A 22,956-nucleotide genomic window follows, 5' to 3' on the forward strand; every position below is an offset into this window, starting at 1 on the left:
TTCTTTTATAATCCGGCTTAATATATACAGGTTGTAAGGTCTGGGATAATCTTGGAAACCAATGTAGTATCAGTAGTTTAAGTCCTTTCATTGTATTGAAATTTTGGTTTATCAAATAACGGAAATTCTTTCCTAAAAATTGGTTAATGCTATCTTAAAATTTGTTAATTTAATTACCTTTTGAATCTCGGGATCCGGTCAGTTTAAGGAAATGTCTTCAGGGGAATTAGCCCAAAGCAGGTATTCTCCTCCGAGGTTTTGCATGATCGATTTCCAGAGTGTCTGGTCATTTGGCAGTGTATAATCCAGGTTGTAAACATCCACTACCGTCCACATTTTTCGTTGGACTTCATTGTCCAGCTGTAAAGGAGACCAGCCGGAATATCCGGAAAAGATCTTTACATCATGGATTTTCAGTTCTCCGTTCAGGATGGCACTGATGATGTTTTCAATATCTTCGGTCAGGTAAAATTCATCCGTTATTTCGGTGTATACTTCAGTAACCTTTTTTTTACCTTTTATAATAAAGAACACTTTGTCGTTTTCCACCGGCCCGCCGTCATATACTTCAATTTTGAAATCAAAAAAATCTTTGAACTTGCTACTCATTTGGTTATTTTTCTTATTCAATATTAAACCAAATGCACCTTGTTCGCTATGCTCAATGACCAATACTACCGATCTGGAAAAAATATCGCCGGAAATGTCAGGTGTGGAAATTAATATTTTACCTTTGTATGAGTAATTCATACTCAAATTTAATAAAAATTTTTATGGAAAACCTGCACGACAAAAGAAAAGTGTACGAGAAATCCCAACTCATTGAAAGTGAGATCAAACAAAATCCGATGGAACAATTCAGGGATTGGTATCTGGAAGCCAGCGAAAGTCCGGATATTTCTGAAGCCAATGCCATGGCGGTTTCCACGCCGGAAGATGATGGGTGCCCACGTACCAGGATGGTCTTGCTGAAAGCATATACCCATGAAGGATTTATCTTTTATACTAATTATGACAGCAGGAAGGGAAGATCCATTGAGAAGAGCCATAAAGCCTGTCTCCATTTCTTTTGGCCGAACCTGGAAAGGCAGATTATCATTAAAGCCGATCTGGAAAGGATTCCCGAAAATCTGAGTGACGGGTATTTCCATCTAAGGCCGAAAGGAAGCCAGCTTGGAGCAGTGGTTTCGCCTCAAAGCCAGGTTATTCCAAACCGGGAGTTTTTAGAGGAAAAACTGACCGAGCTGGAAAAGGAATATGAAAATAGTGAAGTTCCAAGACCGGAAAACTGGGGAGGCTATATTGCCAGACCTTATGAAATAGAATTTTGGCAGGGAAGACCTAACAGGCTTCATGACAGGATAATATATCAGCTGGAAGGCTTAGACTGGAAGATCTCCCGTTTGGCTCCTTAAAAGCTGCCAATGCTCGATCAAAATAAAAGGCTGTTTCGCAAGAAACAGCCTTCTGGTTTTTTAATCTGAACGATTATTTTTTCTTCACACCAGAAACTGCGTTAGAAAGGTCAGCTCCAGCTTTGAACTTAGCAACTTTTTTAGCAGCAATTTTGATTGGTTTTTTAGTTGCAGGGTTGATACCTTGTCTTGCAGCTCTCTCAGCAACTGAGAAAGTACCGAAACCTACTAAAGAAACTTTTCCATCTTTTTTCTTTAAAGTAGTAGTAACGTTAGAAATGAAAGACTCCAGAGCAGCTTTAGCTGCAACTTTAGTGATTCCTGCATCTTTTGCGATAGCGTCGATTAATTCAGACTTGTTCATAATTTTTAATATTAAAGTTAGTTCGTAATTATAGCAAATATAATACAATTTTCTAATTGTGCAATTTTTTTATTAAAACTTGTGCAATTTTTTTGCTTTTTCAAGAAAACGGTTAAAATATGATAATTTGAATTTTCACGAAAAATCTAGGTTACACGTTACTAAAATCATGCCAAATGCTTATCTGTATTGGCTTTAGCAAAAGAAGGATATTATTTTTTAATTTTATTAAATTCTGAATTTCATATGAAGTATTAACAGTTTTCACGATATGGTTGTAGAATTTATAAGTAAAATTCAAAAAAATTACATTTAACAAAATTAAACTCCTGAGTATCTGTTGGTTTAAAATCATTTTAAAAGCCTGTTTTGTAAATTTTTATTAATAAATTTGCAGTATGTTAATAGAAGTTTTTAAGTCTAAAATTCATAGGGTAAGGGTTACGGCTTCAGACCTAAACTATATTGGGAGTATCACGATAGACGAAGACCTTATTGACGCCGCCGGTCTGGTGGTTGGAGAAAGGGTTTATATCGTAAATGTTAATAACGGGGAACGTTTTGACACCTATGTTATTAAAGGTAAAAGAAAATCGGGAGAAGTTTGTCTGAACGGGCCTGCCGCCAGGAAAGTACAGAAAGATGACATCATCATCATCATCGCTTATGCTCAGATGACCCCTGAAGAAGCAAAGACTTTCCAGCCAAAAATCGTTTTTCCGGATGAAAAAACAAATCTTCTTACCTAGTTCATGGAGAATAAATCTACGAATCCTTTAAAATCAATACTTACAATAGTAATTTCGCTTGCTTTTGCAGGCTTTTTTTTATGGCTGGCCCTTAAGGGTTTGGATTTCAAAGTTATACAGAAGTCTCTGGCCAAGGCCAATTATTTCTGGGTTATTTTTGCAGCCTGCTTCGGGATTCTGGCCTACTGGTTCCGGGCCATACGGTGGAATCTGCTGCTGGAGCCAATGGGTCACAAAATCTCCAGTTCCAATGCGCTCTGGTCTATTTCTTTCGGATACCTGATGAATCTGACGATCCCCAGGAGTGGGGAAGTAGCAAGGGCTACCGCGCTGTATGGGGTGGAAAAAGTTCCTGTTGACCAATCTTTCGGCACCATTATCCTGGAAAGAGTGGTCGACCTGTTGTGTATGCTGGGCTTTTTGGGATTGACCTTTATTTTTAAATATGATGCGATCCTATCATTTTACAGAAACTCCCGGGTGGACATCAATCCCAATAAGATTTTAATTGCCTTTCTGGTATTGATCACCTGTACAGTGCTGTTTTTTGTACTTAAGAAAAGATTGGCTGGTATTCCTTTCCTTGGCAGGATCATAGGATTCATAGATGGTATTTTCCAGGGGCTGACCTCTGTATTTAAACTGAGGCAAAAAGGCAAATTTATTATGTATACGGTAGGAATCTGGGTTTCCTACTATTTTGCAGCATATCTGGTATGCTTCGCCCTTCCCGAAACTTCTGACCTTACTGTTTCCGATGGCTTTTTCATCATTGTGGTAGGTACGCTGGGAATGATCATTCCGGCGAGCGGAGGGATCGGAGCCTTTAACCTGGCGATGAAGTATGGCTTTATGGCCTTGTTTATTTCTATGGGAAAAAGTGCCGAGCTAGGGGGGGAAATGGGGCTTACCTATTCCTTTATTTCTTTGCCTTTACAGATTCTGATTATGCTCGTAATGGGATTGATCTCAATACCAATGCTGGCCAGGGCCAGAAATAAAGTTGTTGCGCAGCAGGAATTTGAAGGCTGATCTGACCGGTTTTTAAAATATTAAATCCGGCCAGGCCGGATTTAAGAAGTATCATTTTCCAGAGACAAATGGCTATAAGAGCTGCCAAACGGACAATGATGTATTCCTATTCTTATGCCTGTTGTCTGCTTACCTCGGGATCTGGCATCAGGTAAGTGTCTTTAAGCTGTTCTTTCCAGATGACGAGATCTTCAGCAGTGGCTTTATCAGCCTTGTCAAAGAAGAAATGTTGCCTGATCTCAAATCCGCAATAGCTGAAAATACCCTTGTCAGAAGTAAGGGAAAGCGCTTTATCCATGCCGATACGCTCATATTCTTCATGAGATTTTCCATGAGTATTGATAATGACGACTTGTTTTCCCTTTAGCAGGCCTTTCTGTATGCCCTGATCATAGCGGTAAGCGAAACCATAGCTGAATACACGGTCGATATAGCCTTTCATGATAGCAGGCATTCCCGTCCACCAGATCGGATAGATAAAAGTGATATGTTCCGCCCATGAAATGAGGTCCTGTTCGGTTTTAACGTCCTCTGAAACCTTCCCCATCCTCTGGCCCCGGATGTCTTCAAGAGATAAAACAGGATTAAAATTCAATGCGTTTAAGTCCCTGACTACTGTATCATGACCTTCGGCCTGGAGACTTTCCGTAACAGTTTCCAGTAAACAATGGTTCAGGCTGTTTTCATTGGGATGTGCATAGATAATTAAATGTTTCATTGTTCTGCTTTTTTTAGTTTATGTGACAAAAGTAGAACAGCTTTTTCCGTAAAAATTGTAAGAAAACGAATGGTTATTCAGATGCGGGGTTACAGATATCCTGCTGGAATTTCAGATATCGGGAAGGGGAAATGTTCATAAAATAATTGAAATCATGGATAAGCTGGCTCTGATCATAATAATTACACGCATGAATGATGCTGAACCACTCCACCTTGCCGTGCTTCCCGATTTCCCTTTCAATCATTCTGACTGCCTTTAAAAAGCGGTTATAGCGGTTTATCTCTTTTGCGGAATATCCGAATTGCTCTTTATGTTTAAGCTGGATATTTCTCTCACTTTGGCCGGTCTTTTCAGCGATAGTTTTAATCGGGTTGAGGTTTTTCCCATCAAAAGTGCTTAAAAGCCGGGAAGTGTTTTCCTGGTTTTGAAGATAAGGCTTACAAAATTCAAGAATGTGGTCTACCTGTTCTGTCGGCTTGTTTAGTTTGGTAAGCTGATACCATAAATCCGTGAAGCAATTCTCCGTTACAAGCTCATCAGGATGTATTGCTGTAGCCCTGGGAGTAGTGATCTTCCCAAAGAAACGGAAGAAGGCATCACCCTGAAAATTGGCCACCAGAATAGAAGTTCCTGGAGGTAAGGTATATTCAAAGGCATGCCTGATCGGACCAAAAATAATACATTTATCAACAGTCACGGTGGTTTTCTCTCTTGTTGTCATAGAAGCGGCTGCTCCAAAACAAAACAGTAAAATAGTCTGGTAGGAAGGCAATAATGTTTTGGTGACAGGATATCCGGAATAATTTCCGGCAAAATAAAAATGTGAGAATATGCTTTCAAATTCCTTCGGAACTGAAATTCTGTGCTGTTGATATTCAGGTTCTTGTACAGACAAGTCAGGATTTTTAACAGTTAAAGATACTTATTTTCATGTAAAGATCCTAAAAACCAGATCATCCAATGGCAGGTTTTAATTGCTTCCGTTTCCTCCGGCCCTGCTGGATTCTTCAAACTTTATTTGCTTTGTAGCTCCCTGTATATTATTGTTCCCGAATTTATAGGTTACGGACAGATATACGTTTCTGGTAATCCCTTTACCACCATATTGCACATCATAATCCGGGTAATATTCCACTCCTTTCCAGCGGTTGGTATTCAGGATATCATTAAGGTACAGATTGATCAGCAGCTTTTTCTGCATCAGGTTCAGCTTAAAACCCGTATAGACAGAAGCGTTCGAATAATAGTAAGTATTTCCGTCCCTGTTGGGAAGATCTGCCCAGATACCAAGCATTAAGGTAACGGTTTTGTCCTTATTGAGAAAGAAATTGTTATCAATATTCAGATTGGCACCATATCCTGCCGGTGCAGCCACCGCTTCAGGGAGATAAGACTTGGATTTGGCGTAAAATCCATTCACGAAGATATTGGATTCCAGCCATTTCAGCTTGTTATAATTATAGCTGATATTGATTCCTGCCTGATTTTCATTATAAAAGTTTTTTACAATACTGTATTTGGTATTACCTTCCAGAACCTGTATCCTGTCCCAGTTATCTTTATTGTAATTGTAATATAAAGTAATGTTCAGGTTATTTTTAAGCACATATCCGAACTCAAAGTTATCTGAAAAAGCAGGGAGCAGATAAGGATTTCCTGTGCTGTACTCAAATTCAGAAGTATAGTATCTGAAAGGGTTAAGATTTCCGAAATAAGGCCTGGTGATCCTTCGTGAGTAGTTAAGGGAAAAAGCGTTGTTTTCATTAGGCTTATAGCTTATATAAGCGGTAGGGAAGAATTTCCCGTAATTGATTTTTGCCGATGAATTGTCATTCAGCGAGATCCCTTCCAGTGTGGTGTACTCATAACGGAGACCTGCTTTGGCATCCCACTGCTCATTGATCTTATAATTTGCCGAGGCATAGGCCGCATAATTTTCCTCATTATACAGGAAAGTGTTGGTTCTGTCTGTGTTGATGATAAATTGCCCGTTTTCGATGTTGAAAAAATTAAATTCAGAATCATTTTTGATCCTGGTATATTTCAATCCGGCTTCCGTCTTTATTTTGGTAAAGTTCTTTTCAAGGTCCGCCTGCCCTGAATAAATTCTGTATTTGCTGACCGGATTGGTGAACGTGGAAATGGTATTGTCAGTAACCGTATTATAAAAATTTCTGGCATTCGAGTTATTGATCATTAAATTGGCAGAAAGGCTCAGCTTGCTTCCCGCACTGTCAAGCTTCACATCATAAAAGGCGGTGGTATTATGAACGTTCCTCCGGTTTTTGTTCCTGTTGTCTGAATAAACCTCAAGAAGTCCTTCCTCATTAAAAATGGTGGAGCGGTTGTAGGCTTGCTCGAGAGGATTGCTGAATGAATAATTATAGCTGATCCCTACAAGATTTTTATCATTGATCTTATACTCAGCCTTTAAGTTGCCGCCTTTGTATTTGTAGTTGTTGTAATTCCGGGTATCCGTATTCCAGTAATTGGAAGCTCCGGACAGGTAATTGTAAGAAGTGTTTTCCCAATAATTGTCACCTGCGGACAAATTGGCTGTAAGGGAAATTTTATTTCCCTGATAGTTAAAGCTGGCTCCACTTCGTGTGGAAACGGTAGGCCTGTTATAGTAATAGCTTCCGGAGGTTTGCAAAGATCCGTTCCATCCTAAGCTGGTATTTTTTTTGAGGATAATGTTAATCAGCCCGCTTTTTCCTTCCGCTTCATATTTTGCCGGCGGAGTGGTGATCACTTCAATTTTTGCGATATCATCAGAACGTAAAGTTTTCAGGTAATTAATGAGCTCCTGGCCGGATAAGTTAAGAAGCCTGTCATTTACCATAACGGCAATATCACTTTTCCCCGCAATAGAGATTGCATCATCCGTTGCACGTACCATCGGGGTTTTTGCCAGAGCCTCCACAACATCTATCCCCTGTGAGGCCACTGAGTTTTCTACATTGAAAACCAATCGGTCTACCTTTCTTTCAAAAAGCTTTTTCCGGGCAGTTATCGTAACGCCTTCTATTTTTTGTTCCGATGCGGCGGGAAGCTCTTTTATCTGGAAATCTTTTTTCGTATTTCCGGATATAGATACAGACTCACTGTTTGTCTTTATTCCGTCTTTGATGATTTCCAGTGTATAATTCCCGTTTTCTTTAACAGGTATTTTAAACACCCCGTTTTCATCTGTGATGGCAGAAAACTTATATTGATCTTTCGTGACAAGGATTTCGGCTTCTGCAGTAGGTTTATTTTCTTTATCCGTAATGATCCCTTCAATGCTCTGGGCAAAAATACATGAGGAGGAGACAAGACCTAAAAGAACAAGTATCTTTGGATTCATATTAATATTTTACCTTATGACATCTGGTGTTGGTAAAATATTACATGAACATGTGAAATAATCCGATTGATTTTTTATTATGATGTATTATTTTAACGGGTATGCAGTTTAATGACGGAACCTTTGTAAAATTTGGTCGAATCATAAAGCTCTGCAAAATGCTTCTGAATTTCAGGGCTCTCGGTTCCCTGAGCAGGATTCAGCTGAAATTGATTTTCTGCAAGGGAATACAGGGCCTGATGATCCTTTTGTAAAAGATCTGAAAGGATATTGTTCTCTTCTTTTTTCCCCATTCCGGTATAAAATATTCCATAGATCAGAAAATTATTGAAGTTTTCGGAATCAGAAATGTAGCTTAGTGTTTTTCCGGAACTTTTTTCATAATCGGCAAGAATCTGCTGGAAGTCTTGAATGGTCTCTTTTGAAAGAAGCTCATAAAATAGATCTATCCCATTGATGAAGAGCTGGGTTTTCACTTCCTCATGATCAGGGCTGTACTGATCATTAAACCATGAAAAAAGCTGTAAAAGCTCTTCACCTGTAAGACTTTCAATACCTTCTTTTATTTTGTCTTTCACCGTTTCCAGGCTTGTTTTATTTATATCAAGGAAGGTAAGTATATGGTCTTCCTCACGGCAGAGTTTATTGTACAAATTGATCTTTGCGACAACAGGATTGGTTTTGATGAAATAAAGTCCTTCTGCCATAATATTAGCCTGTTTTTTCAATATTTTCTGAACTAAGGTAGCGAAAATTTCACATACAGGGAAGAGATAATATTATGTTTATCAATGCTTCTGTATGAAAGAAAAAATCCTTTAAAATTAAAGGATTTAAATATATATGGGTACCGGTTACTCACGTAAGCCATCCTATCCGAATGCCCTTTTCAGCAGGCTTTCCACTTTAGGTTCACTTCCCCTGAAATCCTTATACAGTTCCATCGGATCTTTGGTGCCTCCGGAAGAAAGAAGAACCTTATATTTTGCGGCAACTTCAGGATTGAAGATCCCATTTTCCTTGAAATACTGGAATGCATCCGCGTCCAGTACCTCGGCCCACTTGTAGGAATAATATCCTGCAGAATATCCACCCTGAAAAATATGAGAGAAACTTGGGCTTATTGCTGTTTCAGGATTCAGGGGGTACAGTTGTGTAGCTTTTGTGTAAAGGTCTTCGAATTCTTTTATACTTTTATTTTCCAGTTCCTCTGCTCTGGTATGGTAATTCATGTCCAGAAGCCCGAATCCCAGTTGTCTCAGGGTCTGGTAACCTTCCATGAAGTTTTTAGACTGCTCTATTTTGGCGATCTTTTCATCAGGAAGTATTTCACCGGTGTCATAATGTTTTGCAAAAGTTTTCAGGAACTCCGGTTCATAGCAGAAATTTTCCAGGAATTGGGATGGTAGTTCCACGAAATCCCATTTTACAGAAGTTCCGGAAAGTGTGGGGTATTGTGTATTGGCAAGCATTCCGTGCAGCGCATGACCAAACTCATGGAATAAAGTTGTCACTTCCTGGAAGGTCAGCAGGCTTGGAGTGTCTTTCGTAGGTTTAGTAAAATTACATACGATCGAAATATGGGGGCGGGAGTTTTCACCGTCCTTTTTATACTGATTTTTATAGCTTGTCATCCAGGCTCCGGCTCTTTTGCCTTTTCTCGGGAAGTAGTCCACATACAGCAAAGCTTTGTATTCTCCGTTTTCCTTTACCTCATAGGTTTTTACATCCGGATGATATTTCGGGATATCATTTCTTTCCTCAAAAGTCAGTCCGAAAAGTTCATTGGCAAGCCCAAAAACGGCAGCCTGAACCTGGTTTAATGGAAAATATGGCCTTAACTCTTCATCATTCAGATCAAACTTTTGTTTGCGGAGTTTTTCTGCATAATAGGCATGGTCATAGCTCTGCATATCCTCAATCCCGTCAGCCTTTGCCAAAGATCTTAATTCTTCGATTTCCTGATCGGCATAAGGCCTGGCTTTTGTGAGGAGCTCATTTAAAAATTCAATTACCTTAGCCGGAGACTTGGCCATTCTTTCTTCAAGAACAAAATCCGCATAGTTTTTATACCCTAGAAGCTCCGCTTTTTGTTGTTTCAGGCGGATGATCTCTTTAATAAGATCCTGGTTGTCAAACTCTCCGCCATCAAAGGATTTTTTGCCATTGGCCAGGGCCAGCTCTTTTCTCAGCTCACGGTTCCTGGCATAGGTCATAAAAGGGATATAGCTGGGATATTGCAGGGTAATTACCCAGCCGTCGAGATTTCTATCCCGGGCTTCTTCCGCATATTGTTCGATGATGGCATCAGGGATTCTGGCGAGATCTTCCTTATCCGTTATATGCTTGAAATAAGCATTGGTGGAAGCCAGAACATTCTGCCCGAACTGAAGAGACTTTAAGGACAGATCCATATTGATCTTTTTCAGCTTTTCCTTATTTTCTTCATCCAGTAATGCGCCGCTTCTTACAAATCCCTTGTAGGTTTCATTTAAAAGCATTTGCTGCTCTTCATTGAGGCAGTATTTTTCTTTCTCATCATATACTTTCTTTATTTTTCCGAATAAAGCTTCATTCTGGGAAATCTTTGAAGAATATTCCGTTAAGATGGGAGAGACTTCCTGGGCGATCTGTTGCAGCTCGTCACTCGTTTCCGCAGAATTCAGATTGAAAAATATATTGGATACCACATCAAGCTGCTCACCGGAATAGGCTAGGGCTTCTATTGTATTTTTAAAGGTGGGCTCCTCAGGATTGCTGACAATAGCATTGATCTCCTCTTCTGATTTCTGGATCAGTTCTTTGAAGGCGGGAAGAAACTCATCGTTTTTGATATTTTGGAAAGGGGCAGAATGATATGGGGTGTTAAATTTTTCTGTTAAAATACTCATTTTTAAAAATTTAATTGACGTAAGTTTAATGATTTGTAATAATTCGACAGCTGAAAACACCAAAAATGATGCCTGAATATGAACTTATAATAAATTTTTTATCTTTAATAATCTTGTCATATGCAAAGTCAGGATGCAGTGGGAATGATTAATTTTGACAGGTACAAGCCTTTATTACTATTAACCCTAATATATGAACTATGAAAACAATTTTAAAAATTCTCGGTGTGATCATCCTGCTGATCGTTGTATATGCTGTGATCGCCATGCTAGCCTTCAGCAAAGATTACCATTATGAAAAATCAATTGTCATCAATGCGCCTCAGGAAAAAGTATGGCAGCATGTAGGGTCCACAAGAGCTTTCAATGTCTGGAATCCCTTTGCCAAGGCAGATAAAAATATCCAGATCACCTATTTGGGGACAAGCGGTGAAGTAGGAGATTCTTATCATTGGAAAGGAAATGATCAGGTAGGACAAGGTGAGCAGACCATTACCGCCATTGTGCCTAATGAAAGATTAACCGGAAAGCTCCATTTTATAAAGCCTTATGAAAGCGAAGCTACCCTGGGTTTCATGTTGACACCGGAAGGCAATGGGACAAAAGTGACATGGAGTATGGATAGTGAGCTGAACACCATGATGAAAGTAATGAAGCCTATGATGGATAGCCAGATGGGGAAAATGTTTGGCCAGGGCCTGGAAGACCTTAAAAAAATAGCGGAACAATAATAAATGAGCCTTGTATTGATCTTACAAGGCTTTTGTTTTTCTGATCTTCTTCAATCGTGCGGTATTAGAGGTTCTTTAGAGTGCCATTTCGTTATTTTTCAGATACAGGTGCATTTTAAACGGAGCATTTAATTTTCCATGGTGCTGCTGTATATAATTTTAAAATGTTATCTTTATATTAAAGTTTAGATTTATGGAGAAGATATTGTACGTGAAAAATGACATAAGAAATTATGTGAAAAACGTGATTGCAGAAAAGATCGAAAGGCTGAAAAACTTTATTGAATTTACGCTGGAAGCAAGTCGCGATATAAAAAAAACTCCTAAATATGATAGTATGCGTGAAGAAATGCAGGAAGAGATATATCAGATGCAGAAGCAGCTGGGAGCCTTGAATGATCTTAGGAGAAATATGGCCAAAGTTCTGAATACAACTACGGAAAAAGTACAGCTGGGCTCTTTGGTGATTACCAATAAGGCACGTTTTTACATTTCGGTCTCTTTGGGGGAATTCTTTTTTGATGGTAACCGTTTTTATGCTATTTCACCTGAAAGCCCGATGGCTAAAAAAATGATGGGAATGAAGCCGGGAGATTCATTCACTTTAAATAATATTCATCAGAAAATTGTTGAAGTCTTATAAGGCAGGAGGGGAATTGATTTTCGGGATGGTCTGTCAGCCTTATAGATAAAATCTTATCATAAAAAGGTAATATTTGGCAGCACATATTGTATTTTTGCTTTCATGAATAAAGCAGAAGTTTTAAAAGAGATCATAGAACAAAGACGGAGCATCTTCCCGAAAGATTATACAGAAACAGAAATACCTCAGGAAATTATTGACGAGATCCTGAATTCAGCCACACTGGCACCGAATCACAAACGTACAAAGCCCTGGCGTTTTAAGATTTTCAAGGGTGAAGAAAAGGCCGGATTAGCAGCAGAGATGCAGGCCATTTACAAAGCCACACAACCTGAACAGCTTTTCCTCGAAAAAAAATATAATGATATCGGCTTTAAAATCAATAAAGCGGATACCGTAGTTTCCATTGTTGTCAATTTCAGCGGAATGGTTCCTGAATGGGAAGAAATAGCAGCAGTTTCCATGGCTGTACAAAACATGTACCTTACCTGTACTGCCCACGGAGTCGGTTGCTACTGGAGTTCTCCCAAGATCGTAGACCATCTTAAGGATTCTCTGACGATCGAAGATAACCAGAAATGCCTGGGGCTGTTCTACATGGGCAGTCTGCCTGAGGCAGGGATCATGCTGTAAAAAAATATTGAAATATTAAAAACAGTATATCATCATATCTGAAAAAATAGTATCTTTGCACTCTTAAAATATTTAACTGGGACGAGTTCCCCTAAAATTCAAACATTATGTCAGTAAAAATCAGATTACAAAGACACGGTAAAAAAGGTAAACCTTTCTTCCACATTGTGGTTGCAGATTCCAGAGCAAGAAGAGATGGTAGATTCATCGAAAAACTGGGAACCTACAACCCAATTACTAACCCGGCAACTATCGAATTAAACGTTGATTCTGCTGTAAAGTGGTTAAACAACGGTGCTCAGCCAACTGATACTGCCAGAGCTATCCTTTCTTACAAAGGTGCTCTTTACAAAAAACACTTACAGGGCGGTGTTGCCAAAGGTGCATTCGATGAAGCTGAAGCTGAAAAGAGATTCAATGCATGGTTAGAAGCCAAAGAAGCTAAAGTACAAGGTAAAGTTGAAGGTTTGGAAAAATCTAAAGCTGATGCCAAAAAAGCTGCATTAGAGGCTGAAGCTAAAGTAAACGAAGCGAGAATTGCTGCTGCTGCACAGGCTGAAGCTGAGGCTAAAGCTGCTGAAGAAGCTGCAAACGCTCCTGCTGAAGAAACTGCTGAAGCGGCAACAGAAGGCGAAGCTCCTGCTGCTGAAACAGAAGAAAACACTGAAGCTTAAGAAAACACCTGTATGCGTAAGGAAGATTGCTACTTTTTAGGTAAAATCACACGCAGACATGGCCTTTCGGGAAATGTAATCCTGAAACTGGATACAGATCAACCCGAGCTTTACAATAAACTGGAATCAATATTCGTTGAAATCAACGGATTATTGGTTCCTTTTTTTATTGAAAAAACATCCTGGAGCAAAGCGGACGCTCTGAATATTTCCTTTAAAAATTCTTCCGAAGCCCTGGTGGATCAGGTAGTGGGCAAAAACGTATATCTGCCGCTGGCCACATTGCCAAAGCTGTCAGGAAAACAGTTTTATTACCATGAAGTGATCGGCTTCAACATTCTTGATGAGGATAATGACAACTGTGGTATCATTCAGTCCGTGAATGACCAGACCGCCCAGCATTATTTCATTCTGGATTTAAGCGGGAAAGAAATTGTGATCCCCATTATCAAAGACTGGATTCTTGAAGTGAACAGGGAAGAAAGACACCTTAAAATGCAACTACCCGAAGGCCTGATGGAAGTATTTCTGGTTCCTTCTAAGAAAGACGAATAGCCTTCCTTTAGTTAGATATCCTTTAGTTCTCAATAACTACTCATTCTTCAACACGGCAGGTAAAAGATATTCCTCTACCATAGTATCAGCCTGTGGATGCGCATAAGGCTTGTTATACGCTTTGGCCGTGATCACAATCACAACAGGGATATCCCTGAAGATAATGATCTTATTTCCACCGTTGCCGCTGGCTTGATAGGCTTCATAAACCCTGTTTCCTGCTTTATATACTTTCCTCCAGAATAAATAGCCATACCCTTCAAAATCCGGAAGATCATTGAAATAATTGGTAAAGGACTTTTTTATCCAGTTTTTATCCAAAACGGTTTTTGAGTTCCAGGTTCCATTATTTTTATAAAGCTGTCCGAATTTAGCCAGGTCCAGGGCCCGCATCCTTAGCCCGCCTGCTAAAGAAGGTTTCCGGAGGGGAGTGTACTGCCATTGATAACGGGTGATACCAAGGGGACTGAAAAGCTTTTCATCAGCATAAGACTCCAGACCCTGTGGAAGGGATTTATCTAAAATATCCCCGATCAGAACAACTCCGGCTGTGAAATAGCTCCATTTTTGCCCGGCCGTATTTCCTGTCATTGGCAAATTTAAAGTAAACCTTATCCAATCCTCTGTAGGATACATGTTTTCTTCATTTCCGGGGGACTGATCATTATCATCGTTGCCATCGAAGCCGGAACTCATGGTCAGTAAGCTTTTTATCGTAACGCTGTCTTTTTGCAGCGAATAATTTTTGAATGTTTTTAAATCATAAAACTCTTTAAGATGCTGATCTTCATTTTTCAGGTGTCCCTCTTCAATGGCGATACCTGCGAGAGCGGAAGCGAATGACTTCCCGACCGAACGGGTATCCTGCAGGGAGTCTCTTCCGGAGTCGTCAAAATATTCTTCCAGAAGAAGGCTGTTATTTTTAATGACAACAATACTTGTGATATCTCTGAACCTGTTCTCTGCAATCTTTTTGTTCAGTAACCTGATCCTTTCCCGGTTGAATTTTTCACCCGAAACCTTCCAGCCACTGCCCGGCCTGATCCTCTGAACAGCAATCTGTTGCTCAGATATATCTTTTTTAGGAACAATTAACCGGATTTCTCCCTCAGCAATAACGTTTCCGACTTTTAAAACGGATGTTTTCAAATAGGGTTTGATCTCAACTTTTAAAATATGGTTTCCGGCTTCCAGGGCATCAATCCCGCCATGAGCAAGATAGAAACGCATCCATAAGTATTTCCCCCAGGAGTCTTCATTTTTAACGCTGATAAAAGGTATCCGGAATGTGGTTTTAAGCTTTTTATTCTCTGCTGTTCCTGCTCCCGGATTTAAATTTTCTGTGTAGATCAGCTTTCCATCAACGTAAAAGTTAAACTGATAATTACCTTTAGCAAGCAATTCATCAACGCTTAAGGAAGGATCGAGGCGGTATAAGTAATTGACCAAAGAATTATCCAGAAAAACCCTGATATCAAAATCTTGGTCTTCCTGAAATACCATCCGGATATGAAAATCAGAATCCGTTAAATCTTTAATATCTTTAACTGCATCCAGAAAAGCAATTTTATTTAAGTGGCTTTTCTGTATTGGAAGATTGATTCTTTCAGGCTCAATGATATTTTTAGTCTGGCCCTGATGAAAACCTGAAACAAGAAGTATGATAAATAATAGAACAGATTTCATTTTCAGAATTTTGAATAAAAATAGTAAACCGGCTGCAAAGGAAATAGAATGGAATTAACATCTATCTTTTCATCAGGTTCCTGTATTTTAATGGTGTGATCCCTATATTTTCCTTGAAACAGCGGATAAAATGGCTTTGATCTGAGAATCCACATTCCAGAGCCACTTCTGTCAATGACTTATAATCATTTAAAATCTCCAATGATTTTTCGACTTTCAGCTTTCTTATGTATTCTCCCAGATTGCAGTGGAAATATTTTTTAAAGTCTCGGCTTAAATGCATCGGATGAATCTGCAATGTGGCCGAAAGTGCTGTTAAGGATAGCTTTTCTGTTCTTTGTTCACGGAGAATCTCGTCGATCTGCTTCACCCAGGCCGGCTTCTTTTCTGTCTGGGTTTCGTGACCCGATAACTGACCGAAGATATTCAATAGAAGCTGTGTGATAATTAGCTCAGAAGCGGTGTCCTGGTTTTTAGTTTCTCTGTAAAGCTGATACATCAGTAATTTTACAACAGGGCTTTTGAGGTTAAAGCTTCCTTCGATCTTATCTTTTGAGATCTGAAATTCTTCAAACCAGCCTGAAGGGATTTCAACGTGAAAGCCTCTGGTAAAAACAGCGGGCCTTATATTATAATGCGCATCTTCCCAGTGATGATAAAGCAGGCTTCCGGCCGGGCAATCAAAGGATTCCTTTTTATTTATTTCCCTCATATTTCCTTCCAGCAGAAAGGTAAAATAGGCATTTTCATGATAATGCCAGTCTACAAAAGGATGGGTATATTCAGTGTCCGTTATGGTTAGTTTGCCGAAGTTAAAGCTTTGGTTAGTTTGCCCAAAAAACTCGCCGTTACGAAGTGTGTTCATGATAAATATTGTGCTTTAAACCGTCGATCTGTTCGTACATTCTGTTAAAGAAAACCTTTCTGTCCCGGTTTCCTGACTCATTCAATGATTTTGAATTTTTGATCTGATGCTCGAAATAGCTCAGTGAATCCCGGCACGTAGGTTCATCATTCGTCATCATGTATCCGAACATGCTGAAGGGAATAAAAAACGAACACTGATGTTCATTCCTGAATAAAATACTGTTGTTTAGGATGACCAGGTCGTTCACATAGATCTGGTAATTGGATTTTTCAAGAGTCTTAAGTTCCAGGCTTTTTAAAAGATTCTTCAGATCTTCCAGGATCAAACAGGCATCGGCTTGCTTCAGAAGTCTCATTTCAGAATAAAATGAAACCTGCCTTAATGCACTCATCAACGTAGTATCATTCCAGATCTCAGTCACATTCTGCTTCTCATACAGATCTTTAAGCATCTCATTTTTTGAAGTATGATACGGAAGCCGAAATTCATGGAACGGACTTAAGAACTTATCCTGATTCAGCAGATTCATCCAGACATAAAACTTAAAACGGGACAGAATGGAATCTGAGATCGTATAAAAAAAAGGAATATCTTTTGCGGAATAGAACACCCTGGAATCTGTAATGTCCTGAAATACATCCAGGATCCGGAGCGAACTTTCAAAATAATCAAGCAGGTCTTCCTGGGTTTTCACTGGTTGGGTCCTTTTAACGACCAGCTGGTTTCCGGTTCCAAGGAACTGATCCAGGGAGATCTGATAATATTTTGCCAGCTCCAGGGCTTCTTCAAAGCTGAACTTGGCTTTAAGCGACGTGCGCCTGTGGGCCGCATCATAGCTTATATTGAGAATGTTAGCAATTTCATCGTTCAGGGATCTGCCGCCTGCCTTTTTACGGATTTCCCTGAGTAAGGCTTCCTGATGCATATTTTGCGATTTTCACAAATTTAATATTTTTTTTAATTCCTTTTCGCATTGAAACTGAGGTTTTCTGCAGATAATTTTGAGTTGTAATTTTTTAAAACGACAAGTTATGAAAACACAATTTTTGCTGGTAGCAAGTTTCCTTACAGGATGTATCGCATATGCTCAGGGCAATCCGGATGCCGGGCAGGATAAGATTAAAATGATTGCATTCTCACCTTCTAAAGAAACTAAAAATGTTAACGGGCTGCTCATTAAATATTTTGATGAAATAGACCATGAGATAAATCCTAAACAGGTTAACGGACTGGGACTGGGATTGAATGCTCTTGGAGTTTTCTTTCCGGTACTGATGCTGGTAAACATCGGAACTATCGATAACTGGGCGATTAATGATATTGATACGGAATCTTTACCCCCGGAAATGAATAAAATTAACGGAATGCAGCTTTCTCTGGTAAATATGGAACCTACGGTCACCAACGGCCTTGAAGTAAGCTTATCAAGCAATTTAAGCGCTCCGTTAGTGATCAATGGAGTTGCTATTTCCCCGCTGTACAACTTTCATCATACTTCCAGTGGAGTAGCCATTTCAACATTTGCGAACGTTAGTGCCAGATGCAGAGGTGTTCAGATTGCCCTTGTTAATAGCTGTAAGGATTCAAAAGGAATACAGCTTGGGTTCTGGAATGTAAATGAAAAAAGAAAGCTGCCTTTGATTAACTGGAATTTTAAGGCTAAAAAGAAACCTGTATTATAATTATCCGGTCATGTTTCTTAATTTGTTTTAACTGTATTAATTCAAAAATGATTTGCCGGATACATTTTACTAAGTAAATTAATTCTTTTTTAAAAGCAGCGTGATCATCAAATTGCGCTGTTTTTTTGTAACTTTGCAGACATTAATTTTTATATTGAAAATTTAAAATCAACAAATGAAAAAGCAGACGATCAAAGAAATCCTACAGGATTACAAAAAAGTGTTACATCATGACATTACGGTTTACGGTTGGGTAAAAGCATTCCGTTCTAATCGCTTTATTGCATTAAATGATGGATCTACGATTAATAATTTGCAGATAGTTGTTGATTTCGAGAATTTTGACGAGAATATTATCAATAAGATCAGTACAGCCTCTTCCCTTAAAGTGGTGGGTGAAGTGGTGGAAAGCCAGGGTGCAGGGCAGAGTGTGGAAATTCTGGCCAAAAAGATTACAATATTAGGAGATAACTTTACAGATGAGTTGCAAAGCACTATCCTTCAGCCTAAAAAGCACAGTCTGGAGAAACTTCGGGAACAGGCCCATTTAAGGTTCAGAACAAATCTGTTCGGAGCTATTTTCAGGGTACGTCATGCGATCAGTTTTGCAGTCCATTCATTCTTTAACCAGAACCAGTTCTTTTATATCAATACCCCCATTATTACGGGAGCTGATGCTGAAGGGGCCGGAGAAATGTTCGGAGTGACCAATTTTGATCTGGACAATATTCCAAGAAATGAGGAAGGGGAAATTGATTTTACCCAGGATTTCTTTGGAAAAAAAACAAATCTGACGGTTTCCGGCCAGCTTGAAGGGGAAACGGCAGCCATGGGATTGGGGCGTATTTATACTTTCGGCCCTACTTTCCGTGCGGAAAATTCAAATACGACCAGACACCTTGCCGAATTCTGGATGATCGAGCCGGAAGTAGCCTTCAATAACCTTGAAGATAATATTGATCTGGCGGAAGATTTTATGAAATATGTAATTCAGTATGTTCTGGATCATTGTAAGGATGACCTTGAATTTTTGGACAAACGTTTTGCCGAAGAGCAAAAAACAAAACCTGAAAAGGAAAGAGCCAAAGAAGGACTCATCGAAAAGCTTCAGAACGTTGTTGCCAAACGTTTCAAACGTGTAAGCTATACCGAAGCCATTGAGATACTGCTCAACTCGAAGGAAAATAAAAAGGGAAAATTTGTATACCCGATTGAAAAATGGGGTGCGGATCTACAATCTGAGCATGAAAGGTTCCTGGTAGAAAAGCATTTTGAAAGCCCGGTGGTCTTATTTGATTATCCGAAGGAGATCAAGGCATTCTATATGAAGCTGAATGATGACAATAAGACCGTAGCTGCCATGGATGTTCTCTTTCCGGGGATCGGAGAGATTATCGGAGGTTCCGAAAGAGAAGCGAGACTGGACGTGCTGAAGCAAAAAATGGCGGAAATGCATGTGGACGAAAAAGAGCTGTGGTGGTATCTCGATACCAGAAAATTCGGTTCAGTTCCGCATTCGGGATTCGGCTTAGGATTGGAAAGGCTTGTACTTTTTGTTACCGGGATGACGAATATCAGAGATGTGATTCCTTTCCCAAGGACACCAAAGAGCGCGGAATTCTAACAATAAAAAAAGCCTTAAAACTGAAGTTTAAGGCTTTTTATTTTTAATAGCTTATTATGTAAATAACATAATACAAAAATCATGCTAAATATGGTTTTCTTGAAAAAAAATATTATATTCGTATAAATGTATGTTAAAAAACAGATAGTATATGCTTAAACAACATTTACAACTCAAATTAGGGCAAAAGCTGGCTCCGCAACAAATTCAGCTGATGAAGCTTATCCAGCTTCATACCCTGGAATTTGAGGAGGAATTGGAGAGGGAGTTGGAGGAAAACCCTGCCTTGGAAATTGTAAAGGAGGATCCCAAAGAAGATGATTATTCTTCTCTGGAAGATGCTTATAAGGATGAGGGTACAGAAAGCATTGAGACTGATTTTGATGTTGACCAATATCTTTATGATGATGAGCCTACGTATAAAACAGCGTCAAGCAATTATTCGCCGGATGATGAAGAGTTTGACAATGAAAGCCTTTTAACGGAAGGACAGTCGTTATATGACTACCTGATGGAGCAGATCCATCTGGTGAATATCAGCGATGAAGATCTTAAAATAGCTGAATATATCATAGGAAACCTGGATACGGACGGATACCTGAGAAGGGAGATCAAGTCTATAGTTGATGATCTTGCTTTTTCACAGGGTATTTATACCACCAAAGAAAAAGTTGAGGATATTTTAGAGAACTATATTCAGAAGCTGGATCCACCCGGAGTGGGAGCCAGAGGCTTACAAGAGTGCCTGTTGCTGCAGATTGAGAAAAAAGTAAGCTCTGATAAGGCCGTTTCGTTGGCTGCCAATATTCTGAGACATCAGTTTGATGCTTTAACGAACAAGCATTATAATAAGATCATTCAGAAATATGATATTGAAGAGGACGATCTTAAGGACGCTCTGGATGAGATATCCAAACTATCGCCTAAGGTAGGAGGGAATTTCGATACCCAGACCATTACAATCAATCAGGAAATCATTCCGGACTTTGTTATCCAGGTAAAGGACGGCCAGGTAATTCCAATGCTGAACAGTAAAAACGCGCCTACTTTAAGGGTTTCAGAAGAATATAAAGATATTCTGTCCACATATTCCCACGATAAAAACTCCGCAGAACACAAGCAGGCTGCCTTATTCATTAAACAGAAGCTGGATGCTGCCAAATGGTATATTGATGCCATTAATCAGCGCCAGAATACTTTGTTGCAGACTATTACGGCAATTGTAAAATTCCAGAAAGATTATTTCATTACAGGAGATGAGAAATCCCTGAAGCCGATGATCCTTAAGGATATTGCGGATATTACGGGATTTGATATTTCTACCATTTCAAGAGTGGTGAAAAGTAAATATGCTGACACCCCTAACGGAATAGTTTACCTTAAGGACCTGTTCTCAGACAGTTTAACGAATGACGATGGTGAGGAAGTTTCTACAAAAGAGATTAAAACCCATCTCCAGGAGGTTATTAATAAGGAAAACAAAAGAAAGCCACTTACTGATGATGCCCTGGTAGCTATCTTAAAAGAACAGGGCTACAATATCGCCAGAAGAACCATAGCCAAATATCGTGAACAGCTCAATATTCCTGTTGCAAGATTAAGAAAAGAACTCTAATTCAGATAAAAAAGCATTTCGGATCCGAAATGCTTTTTTACTTTATGCTGTTTTTGAAAGATCTGTCAGGTAGACTCCTGAGAATCTATTTCCTTAAGATGCTTCAGGTTTTTATCCAGTTTTCTAATAATAATTCCGTAAACCAGTCTGTAATATAACCATACCAGCAATACACTGAGTATAGTACTCACGATAATTCCTGCGATCACGATAGCGAGATCAGAATTTGTAGGACGGATATTCTGGGTGTTTAAAGCGTAAAAAATGAATGCTGTAAAAACCGATGTGAAAGCAATTAGTAAAACAATACTGATTAAAATAAATGCATTGACAACCTTTTTGAATTTGATGATTCTGATAATAAGTCCTTTAAGGTTTTCCTCGATTTTTATTTTACGATAGTTTTTATAAAACTTAAATACAAAATAAGCGGTAACCAGTAAGCTTAAAATTTTTATGGCCAGATAAGTATTGTCAAAGCTGGATTCCACTTCAGGGGTTTTCTGGGCACCTAATCTTTCCAGGACTTTAATAAAACTATTGGACTCTTCACCCCGAAAGAAATAAAATAATCCCAGAACAGAAAAGAATAAAAGTTCTGCAACACTGATCCAGAAAATATACTTTACATAATTTCTGGATTTCCTGTTCAGCATCTGAAGGATTTCATTGCTGTCATATTTCTTCTGAACGGGCTGGTCCTGCCATGCTTTCTTCAGGTTGTCTAAATCAAATTCAGGCATATTTTTCCATCTGTTCTTTAAGGGTTTTCTTTAATCTGTTCATTTTCACACGCGCATTTACTTCAGTAATACCGAGGTTTTCTGCAATATCCTTGTATGGCAAATCATCCAGATACATCATTACTATTGCTCTTTCCACATTAGGAAGAGTTTTGATCACAGTATATAAAAGCGAGATCTGCTGCTGTTTTTCATCATCATCATCCACAAAATCTCTGTGGTTGATATCCAGTTCATTGGTGGGAAGGCTCTTGCTTTTTTTTCTGAAAAGGGTAATGGCTGTATTGAGGGCAACACGGTACATCCAGGTGGAAATTTTTGAATTTCCTTTAAAAGAATCATAACTTCTCCAGAGTTGCAGAACAATTTCCTGGAAAAGGTCTTCCTCATCTTCAAGAGAATTGGTATAAAGACGCGAAACCTTGATAATCAATCCCTGATTATCCTTTATAAGCTGCGCGAATTCTTTCTCTTTTAAAGTCAAAATGAATGTAAATAATGGCACGAAGATAATAATTTAGTTGATATAATGTAAGACGCGCCGTCAAATTATCTCCCTACAGCATCAATTATTATTATACATTTATAATCCGTATCTTTGCACCACGAGAAAATCGGCCTGTTGATTCCTGTTTGCAGGGGTAGGAAAGTCCGGGCACCATAGAGCAGCAAAGCGGATAACATCCGTCACCCGTGAGGGTAGGACCAGTGCAACAGAAAGGATGTACAGTTCGGCTGTAGTGAAATCAGGTAAACTCTTTGCGGTGCAATGATAAGTATATCGGTTCTTTTCAGTAATGAAAATAGGAGTTGCTCGCTCTGAAAGCCGAGGGGTAATCAGCTAAAGTTTTGCAGTAATGTAAAACGCAGATAAATAACAGGCGCTTCTTTCCAGGAGTACAGAACCCGGCTTATAGATTTTCTCGTGTTTTTAAAATTGAAGCAGGAAGCTGTAAGTTTGAAAAAAATCAAACTCACAGCTTT

The 22,956-nt window shown here is 39.1% G+C and carries 23 protein-coding genes and 1 other RNA gene; 12 read left to right on the forward strand and 12 right to left on the reverse strand.

Annotation, left to right across the window (positions count from 1 at the left end; genetic code table 11):
- Positions 1 to 198 precede the first annotated feature (198 nt).
- A complete protein-coding gene (locus ABMQ40_RS00230) occupies positions 199 to 750 on the reverse strand; it encodes a YqgE/AlgH family protein (RefSeq protein ID WP_370895321.1) in 552 nt (183 codons plus the stop codon).
- A gap of 23 nt (positions 751 to 773) precedes the next feature.
- On the opposite strand from ABMQ40_RS00230, the gene pdxH reads away from it, so the two are divergent.
- A complete protein-coding gene (pdxH, locus tag ABMQ40_RS00235; protein ID WP_370895323.1) occupies positions 774 to 1,415 on the forward strand; it encodes a pyridoxamine 5'-phosphate oxidase in 642 nt (213 codons plus the stop codon).
- Between the two features lie 73 nt (positions 1,416 to 1,488).
- Here the strand turns inward: pdxH and ABMQ40_RS00240 are convergent, their stop codons facing one another.
- A complete protein-coding gene (locus tag ABMQ40_RS00240) occupies positions 1,489 to 1,779 on the reverse strand; it encodes an HU family DNA-binding protein (protein WP_084085334.1) in 291 nt (96 codons plus the stop codon).
- A gap of 398 nt (positions 1,780 to 2,177) precedes the next feature.
- Here ABMQ40_RS00240 and panD point away from each other — a divergent pair, with 398 nt between their 5' ends.
- Positions 2,178 to 2,528, forward strand: a complete 351-nt coding sequence (gene panD / locus ABMQ40_RS00245) for an aspartate 1-decarboxylase (RefSeq protein WP_370895326.1) — start codon at positions 2,178 to 2,180, stop codon at positions 2,526 to 2,528.
- Positions 2,529 to 2,531: 3 nt separating this feature from the next.
- Positions 2,532 to 3,560: a lysylphosphatidylglycerol synthase transmembrane domain-containing protein gene (locus tag ABMQ40_RS00250; protein WP_370895328.1), complete on the forward strand. Its 1,029-nt coding sequence runs from the start codon at positions 2,532 to 2,534 to the stop codon at positions 3,558 to 3,560.
- Between the two features lie 112 nt (positions 3,561 to 3,672).
- Here ABMQ40_RS00250 and ABMQ40_RS00255 read toward each other — a convergent pair whose 3' ends face one another.
- The 5 genes from ABMQ40_RS00255 to ABMQ40_RS00275 form a co-directional block, all read right to left on the reverse strand.
- Positions 3,673 to 4,278 carry an NAD(P)H-dependent oxidoreductase gene (locus ABMQ40_RS00255; protein WP_370895330.1) on the reverse strand — a complete coding sequence of 202 codons (606 nt, stop codon included), beginning with the start codon at positions 4,276 to 4,278 and terminating at the stop codon, positions 3,673 to 3,675.
- A gap of 73 nt (positions 4,279 to 4,351) precedes the next feature.
- Positions 4,352 to 5,176: a helix-turn-helix domain-containing protein gene (locus ABMQ40_RS00260; RefSeq protein WP_370895332.1), complete on the reverse strand. Its 825-nt coding sequence runs from the start codon at positions 5,174 to 5,176 to the stop codon at positions 4,352 to 4,354.
- 75 nt (positions 5,177 to 5,251) lie between these two features.
- On the reverse strand, positions 5,252 to 7,627 hold the full coding sequence (locus ABMQ40_RS00265) for a TonB-dependent receptor domain-containing protein (protein ID WP_370895334.1): 2,376 nt from the start codon (positions 7,625 to 7,627) through the stop codon (positions 5,252 to 5,254).
- Between the two features lie 92 nt (positions 7,628 to 7,719).
- The gene (locus tag ABMQ40_RS00270; protein WP_370895336.1) at positions 7,720 to 8,334 is read right to left on the reverse strand and encodes a hypothetical protein; all 615 of its coding nucleotides are present in this window, start codon (positions 8,332 to 8,334) and stop codon (positions 7,720 to 7,722) included.
- 165 nt (positions 8,335 to 8,499) lie between these two features.
- Positions 8,500 to 10,518 carry a M3 family metallopeptidase gene (locus tag ABMQ40_RS00275; protein WP_370895338.1) on the reverse strand — a complete coding sequence of 673 codons (2,019 nt, stop codon included), beginning with the start codon at positions 10,516 to 10,518 and terminating at the stop codon, positions 8,500 to 8,502.
- A gap of 200 nt (positions 10,519 to 10,718) precedes the next feature.
- Between ABMQ40_RS00275 and ABMQ40_RS00280 the strand changes: the two genes are divergently transcribed.
- The 5 genes from ABMQ40_RS00280 to rimM all read left to right on the forward strand — a co-directional run bounded on the left by ABMQ40_RS00280 (position 10,719) and on the right by rimM (position 13,754).
- Complete coding sequence (locus ABMQ40_RS00280) at positions 10,719 to 11,249, forward strand: SRPBCC family protein (protein WP_370895340.1); 531 nt, start codon at positions 10,719 to 10,721, stop codon at positions 11,247 to 11,249.
- A 193-nt stretch (positions 11,250 to 11,442) separates the two neighbouring features.
- Entirely contained in the window at positions 11,443 to 11,892 is a 450-nt protein-coding gene (locus tag ABMQ40_RS00285) for a GreA/GreB family elongation factor (protein WP_370895342.1), read from the forward strand.
- 102 nt (positions 11,893 to 11,994) lie between these two features.
- Entirely contained in the window at positions 11,995 to 12,525 is a 531-nt protein-coding gene (locus tag ABMQ40_RS00290; protein ID WP_370895344.1) for a nitroreductase family protein, read from the forward strand.
- Between the two features lie 107 nt (positions 12,526 to 12,632).
- Positions 12,633 to 13,199 carry a 30S ribosomal protein S16 gene (locus tag ABMQ40_RS00295; RefSeq protein WP_370895346.1) on the forward strand — a complete coding sequence of 189 codons (567 nt, stop codon included), beginning with the start codon at positions 12,633 to 12,635 and terminating at the stop codon, positions 13,197 to 13,199.
- Positions 13,200 to 13,211: 12 nt separating this feature from the next.
- The gene (gene rimM / locus ABMQ40_RS00300; protein ID WP_370895348.1) at positions 13,212 to 13,754 is read left to right on the forward strand and encodes a ribosome maturation factor RimM; all 543 of its coding nucleotides are present in this window, start codon (positions 13,212 to 13,214) and stop codon (positions 13,752 to 13,754) included.
- 36 nt (positions 13,755 to 13,790) lie between these two features.
- Here rimM and ABMQ40_RS00305 read toward each other — a convergent pair whose 3' ends face one another.
- The 3 genes from ABMQ40_RS00305 to ABMQ40_RS00315 all read right to left on the reverse strand — a co-directional run bounded on the left by ABMQ40_RS00305 (position 13,791) and on the right by ABMQ40_RS00315 (position 17,233).
- Positions 13,791 to 15,440 (reverse strand): serine hydrolase domain-containing protein, encoded by a 1,650-nt coding sequence (locus ABMQ40_RS00305; RefSeq protein ID WP_370895350.1) that lies wholly within the window; start codon positions 15,438 to 15,440, stop codon positions 13,791 to 13,793.
- Positions 15,441 to 15,501: 61 nt separating this feature from the next.
- Complete coding sequence (locus tag ABMQ40_RS00310; RefSeq protein ID WP_370895352.1) at positions 15,502 to 16,305, reverse strand: helix-turn-helix domain-containing protein; 804 nt, start codon at positions 16,303 to 16,305, stop codon at positions 15,502 to 15,504.
- Positions 16,289 to 17,233, reverse strand: a complete 945-nt coding sequence (locus ABMQ40_RS00315) for a helix-turn-helix domain-containing protein (protein ID WP_370895354.1) — start codon at positions 17,231 to 17,233, stop codon at positions 16,289 to 16,291. The genes ABMQ40_RS00310 and ABMQ40_RS00315 overlap by 17 nt, the downstream gene beginning before the upstream one ends.
- A gap of 106 nt (positions 17,234 to 17,339) precedes the next feature.
- Between ABMQ40_RS00315 and ABMQ40_RS00320 the strand changes: the two genes are divergently transcribed.
- The 3 genes from ABMQ40_RS00320 (at position 17,340) to rpoN (ending at position 21,229) form a co-directional block, all read left to right on the forward strand.
- Entirely contained in the window at positions 17,340 to 17,990 is a 651-nt protein-coding gene (locus tag ABMQ40_RS00320; protein WP_370895356.1) for an LA_2272 family surface repeat-containing protein, read from the forward strand.
- 175 nt (positions 17,991 to 18,165) lie between these two features.
- A complete protein-coding gene (gene asnS, locus ABMQ40_RS00325; RefSeq protein ID WP_370895358.1) occupies positions 18,166 to 19,614 on the forward strand; it encodes an asparagine--tRNA ligase in 1,449 nt (482 codons plus the stop codon).
- A gap of 151 nt (positions 19,615 to 19,765) precedes the next feature.
- Positions 19,766 to 21,229: an RNA polymerase factor sigma-54 gene (gene rpoN, locus ABMQ40_RS00330; protein WP_370895360.1), complete on the forward strand. Its 1,464-nt coding sequence runs from the start codon at positions 19,766 to 19,768 to the stop codon at positions 21,227 to 21,229.
- Positions 21,230 to 21,294: 65 nt separating this feature from the next.
- Here rpoN and ABMQ40_RS00335 read toward each other — a convergent pair whose 3' ends face one another.
- Positions 21,295 to 21,972, reverse strand: a complete 678-nt coding sequence (locus tag ABMQ40_RS00335) for a DUF8845 family protein (RefSeq protein ID WP_370895362.1) — start codon at positions 21,970 to 21,972, stop codon at positions 21,295 to 21,297.
- Positions 21,965 to 22,456 carry an RNA polymerase sigma factor gene (locus tag ABMQ40_RS00340; RefSeq protein WP_370896126.1) on the reverse strand — a complete coding sequence of 164 codons (492 nt, stop codon included), beginning with the start codon at positions 22,454 to 22,456 and terminating at the stop codon, positions 21,965 to 21,967. The genes ABMQ40_RS00335 and ABMQ40_RS00340 overlap by 8 nt, the downstream gene beginning before the upstream one ends.
- A 122-nt stretch (positions 22,457 to 22,578) precedes the next feature.
- Between ABMQ40_RS00340 and rnpB the strand changes: the two genes are divergently transcribed.
- Positions 22,579 to 22,902: RNase P RNA component class A (gene rnpB / locus ABMQ40_RS00345), an RNA gene on the forward strand.
- The last annotated feature ends 54 nt before the right edge of the window (positions 22,903 to 22,956 follow it).

This window comes from Chryseobacterium gossypii (assembly GCF_041361455.1).
In the GTDB taxonomy this organism is placed as follows: Bacteria; Bacteroidota; Bacteroidia; order Flavobacteriales; family Weeksellaceae; genus Chryseobacterium; species Chryseobacterium gossypii.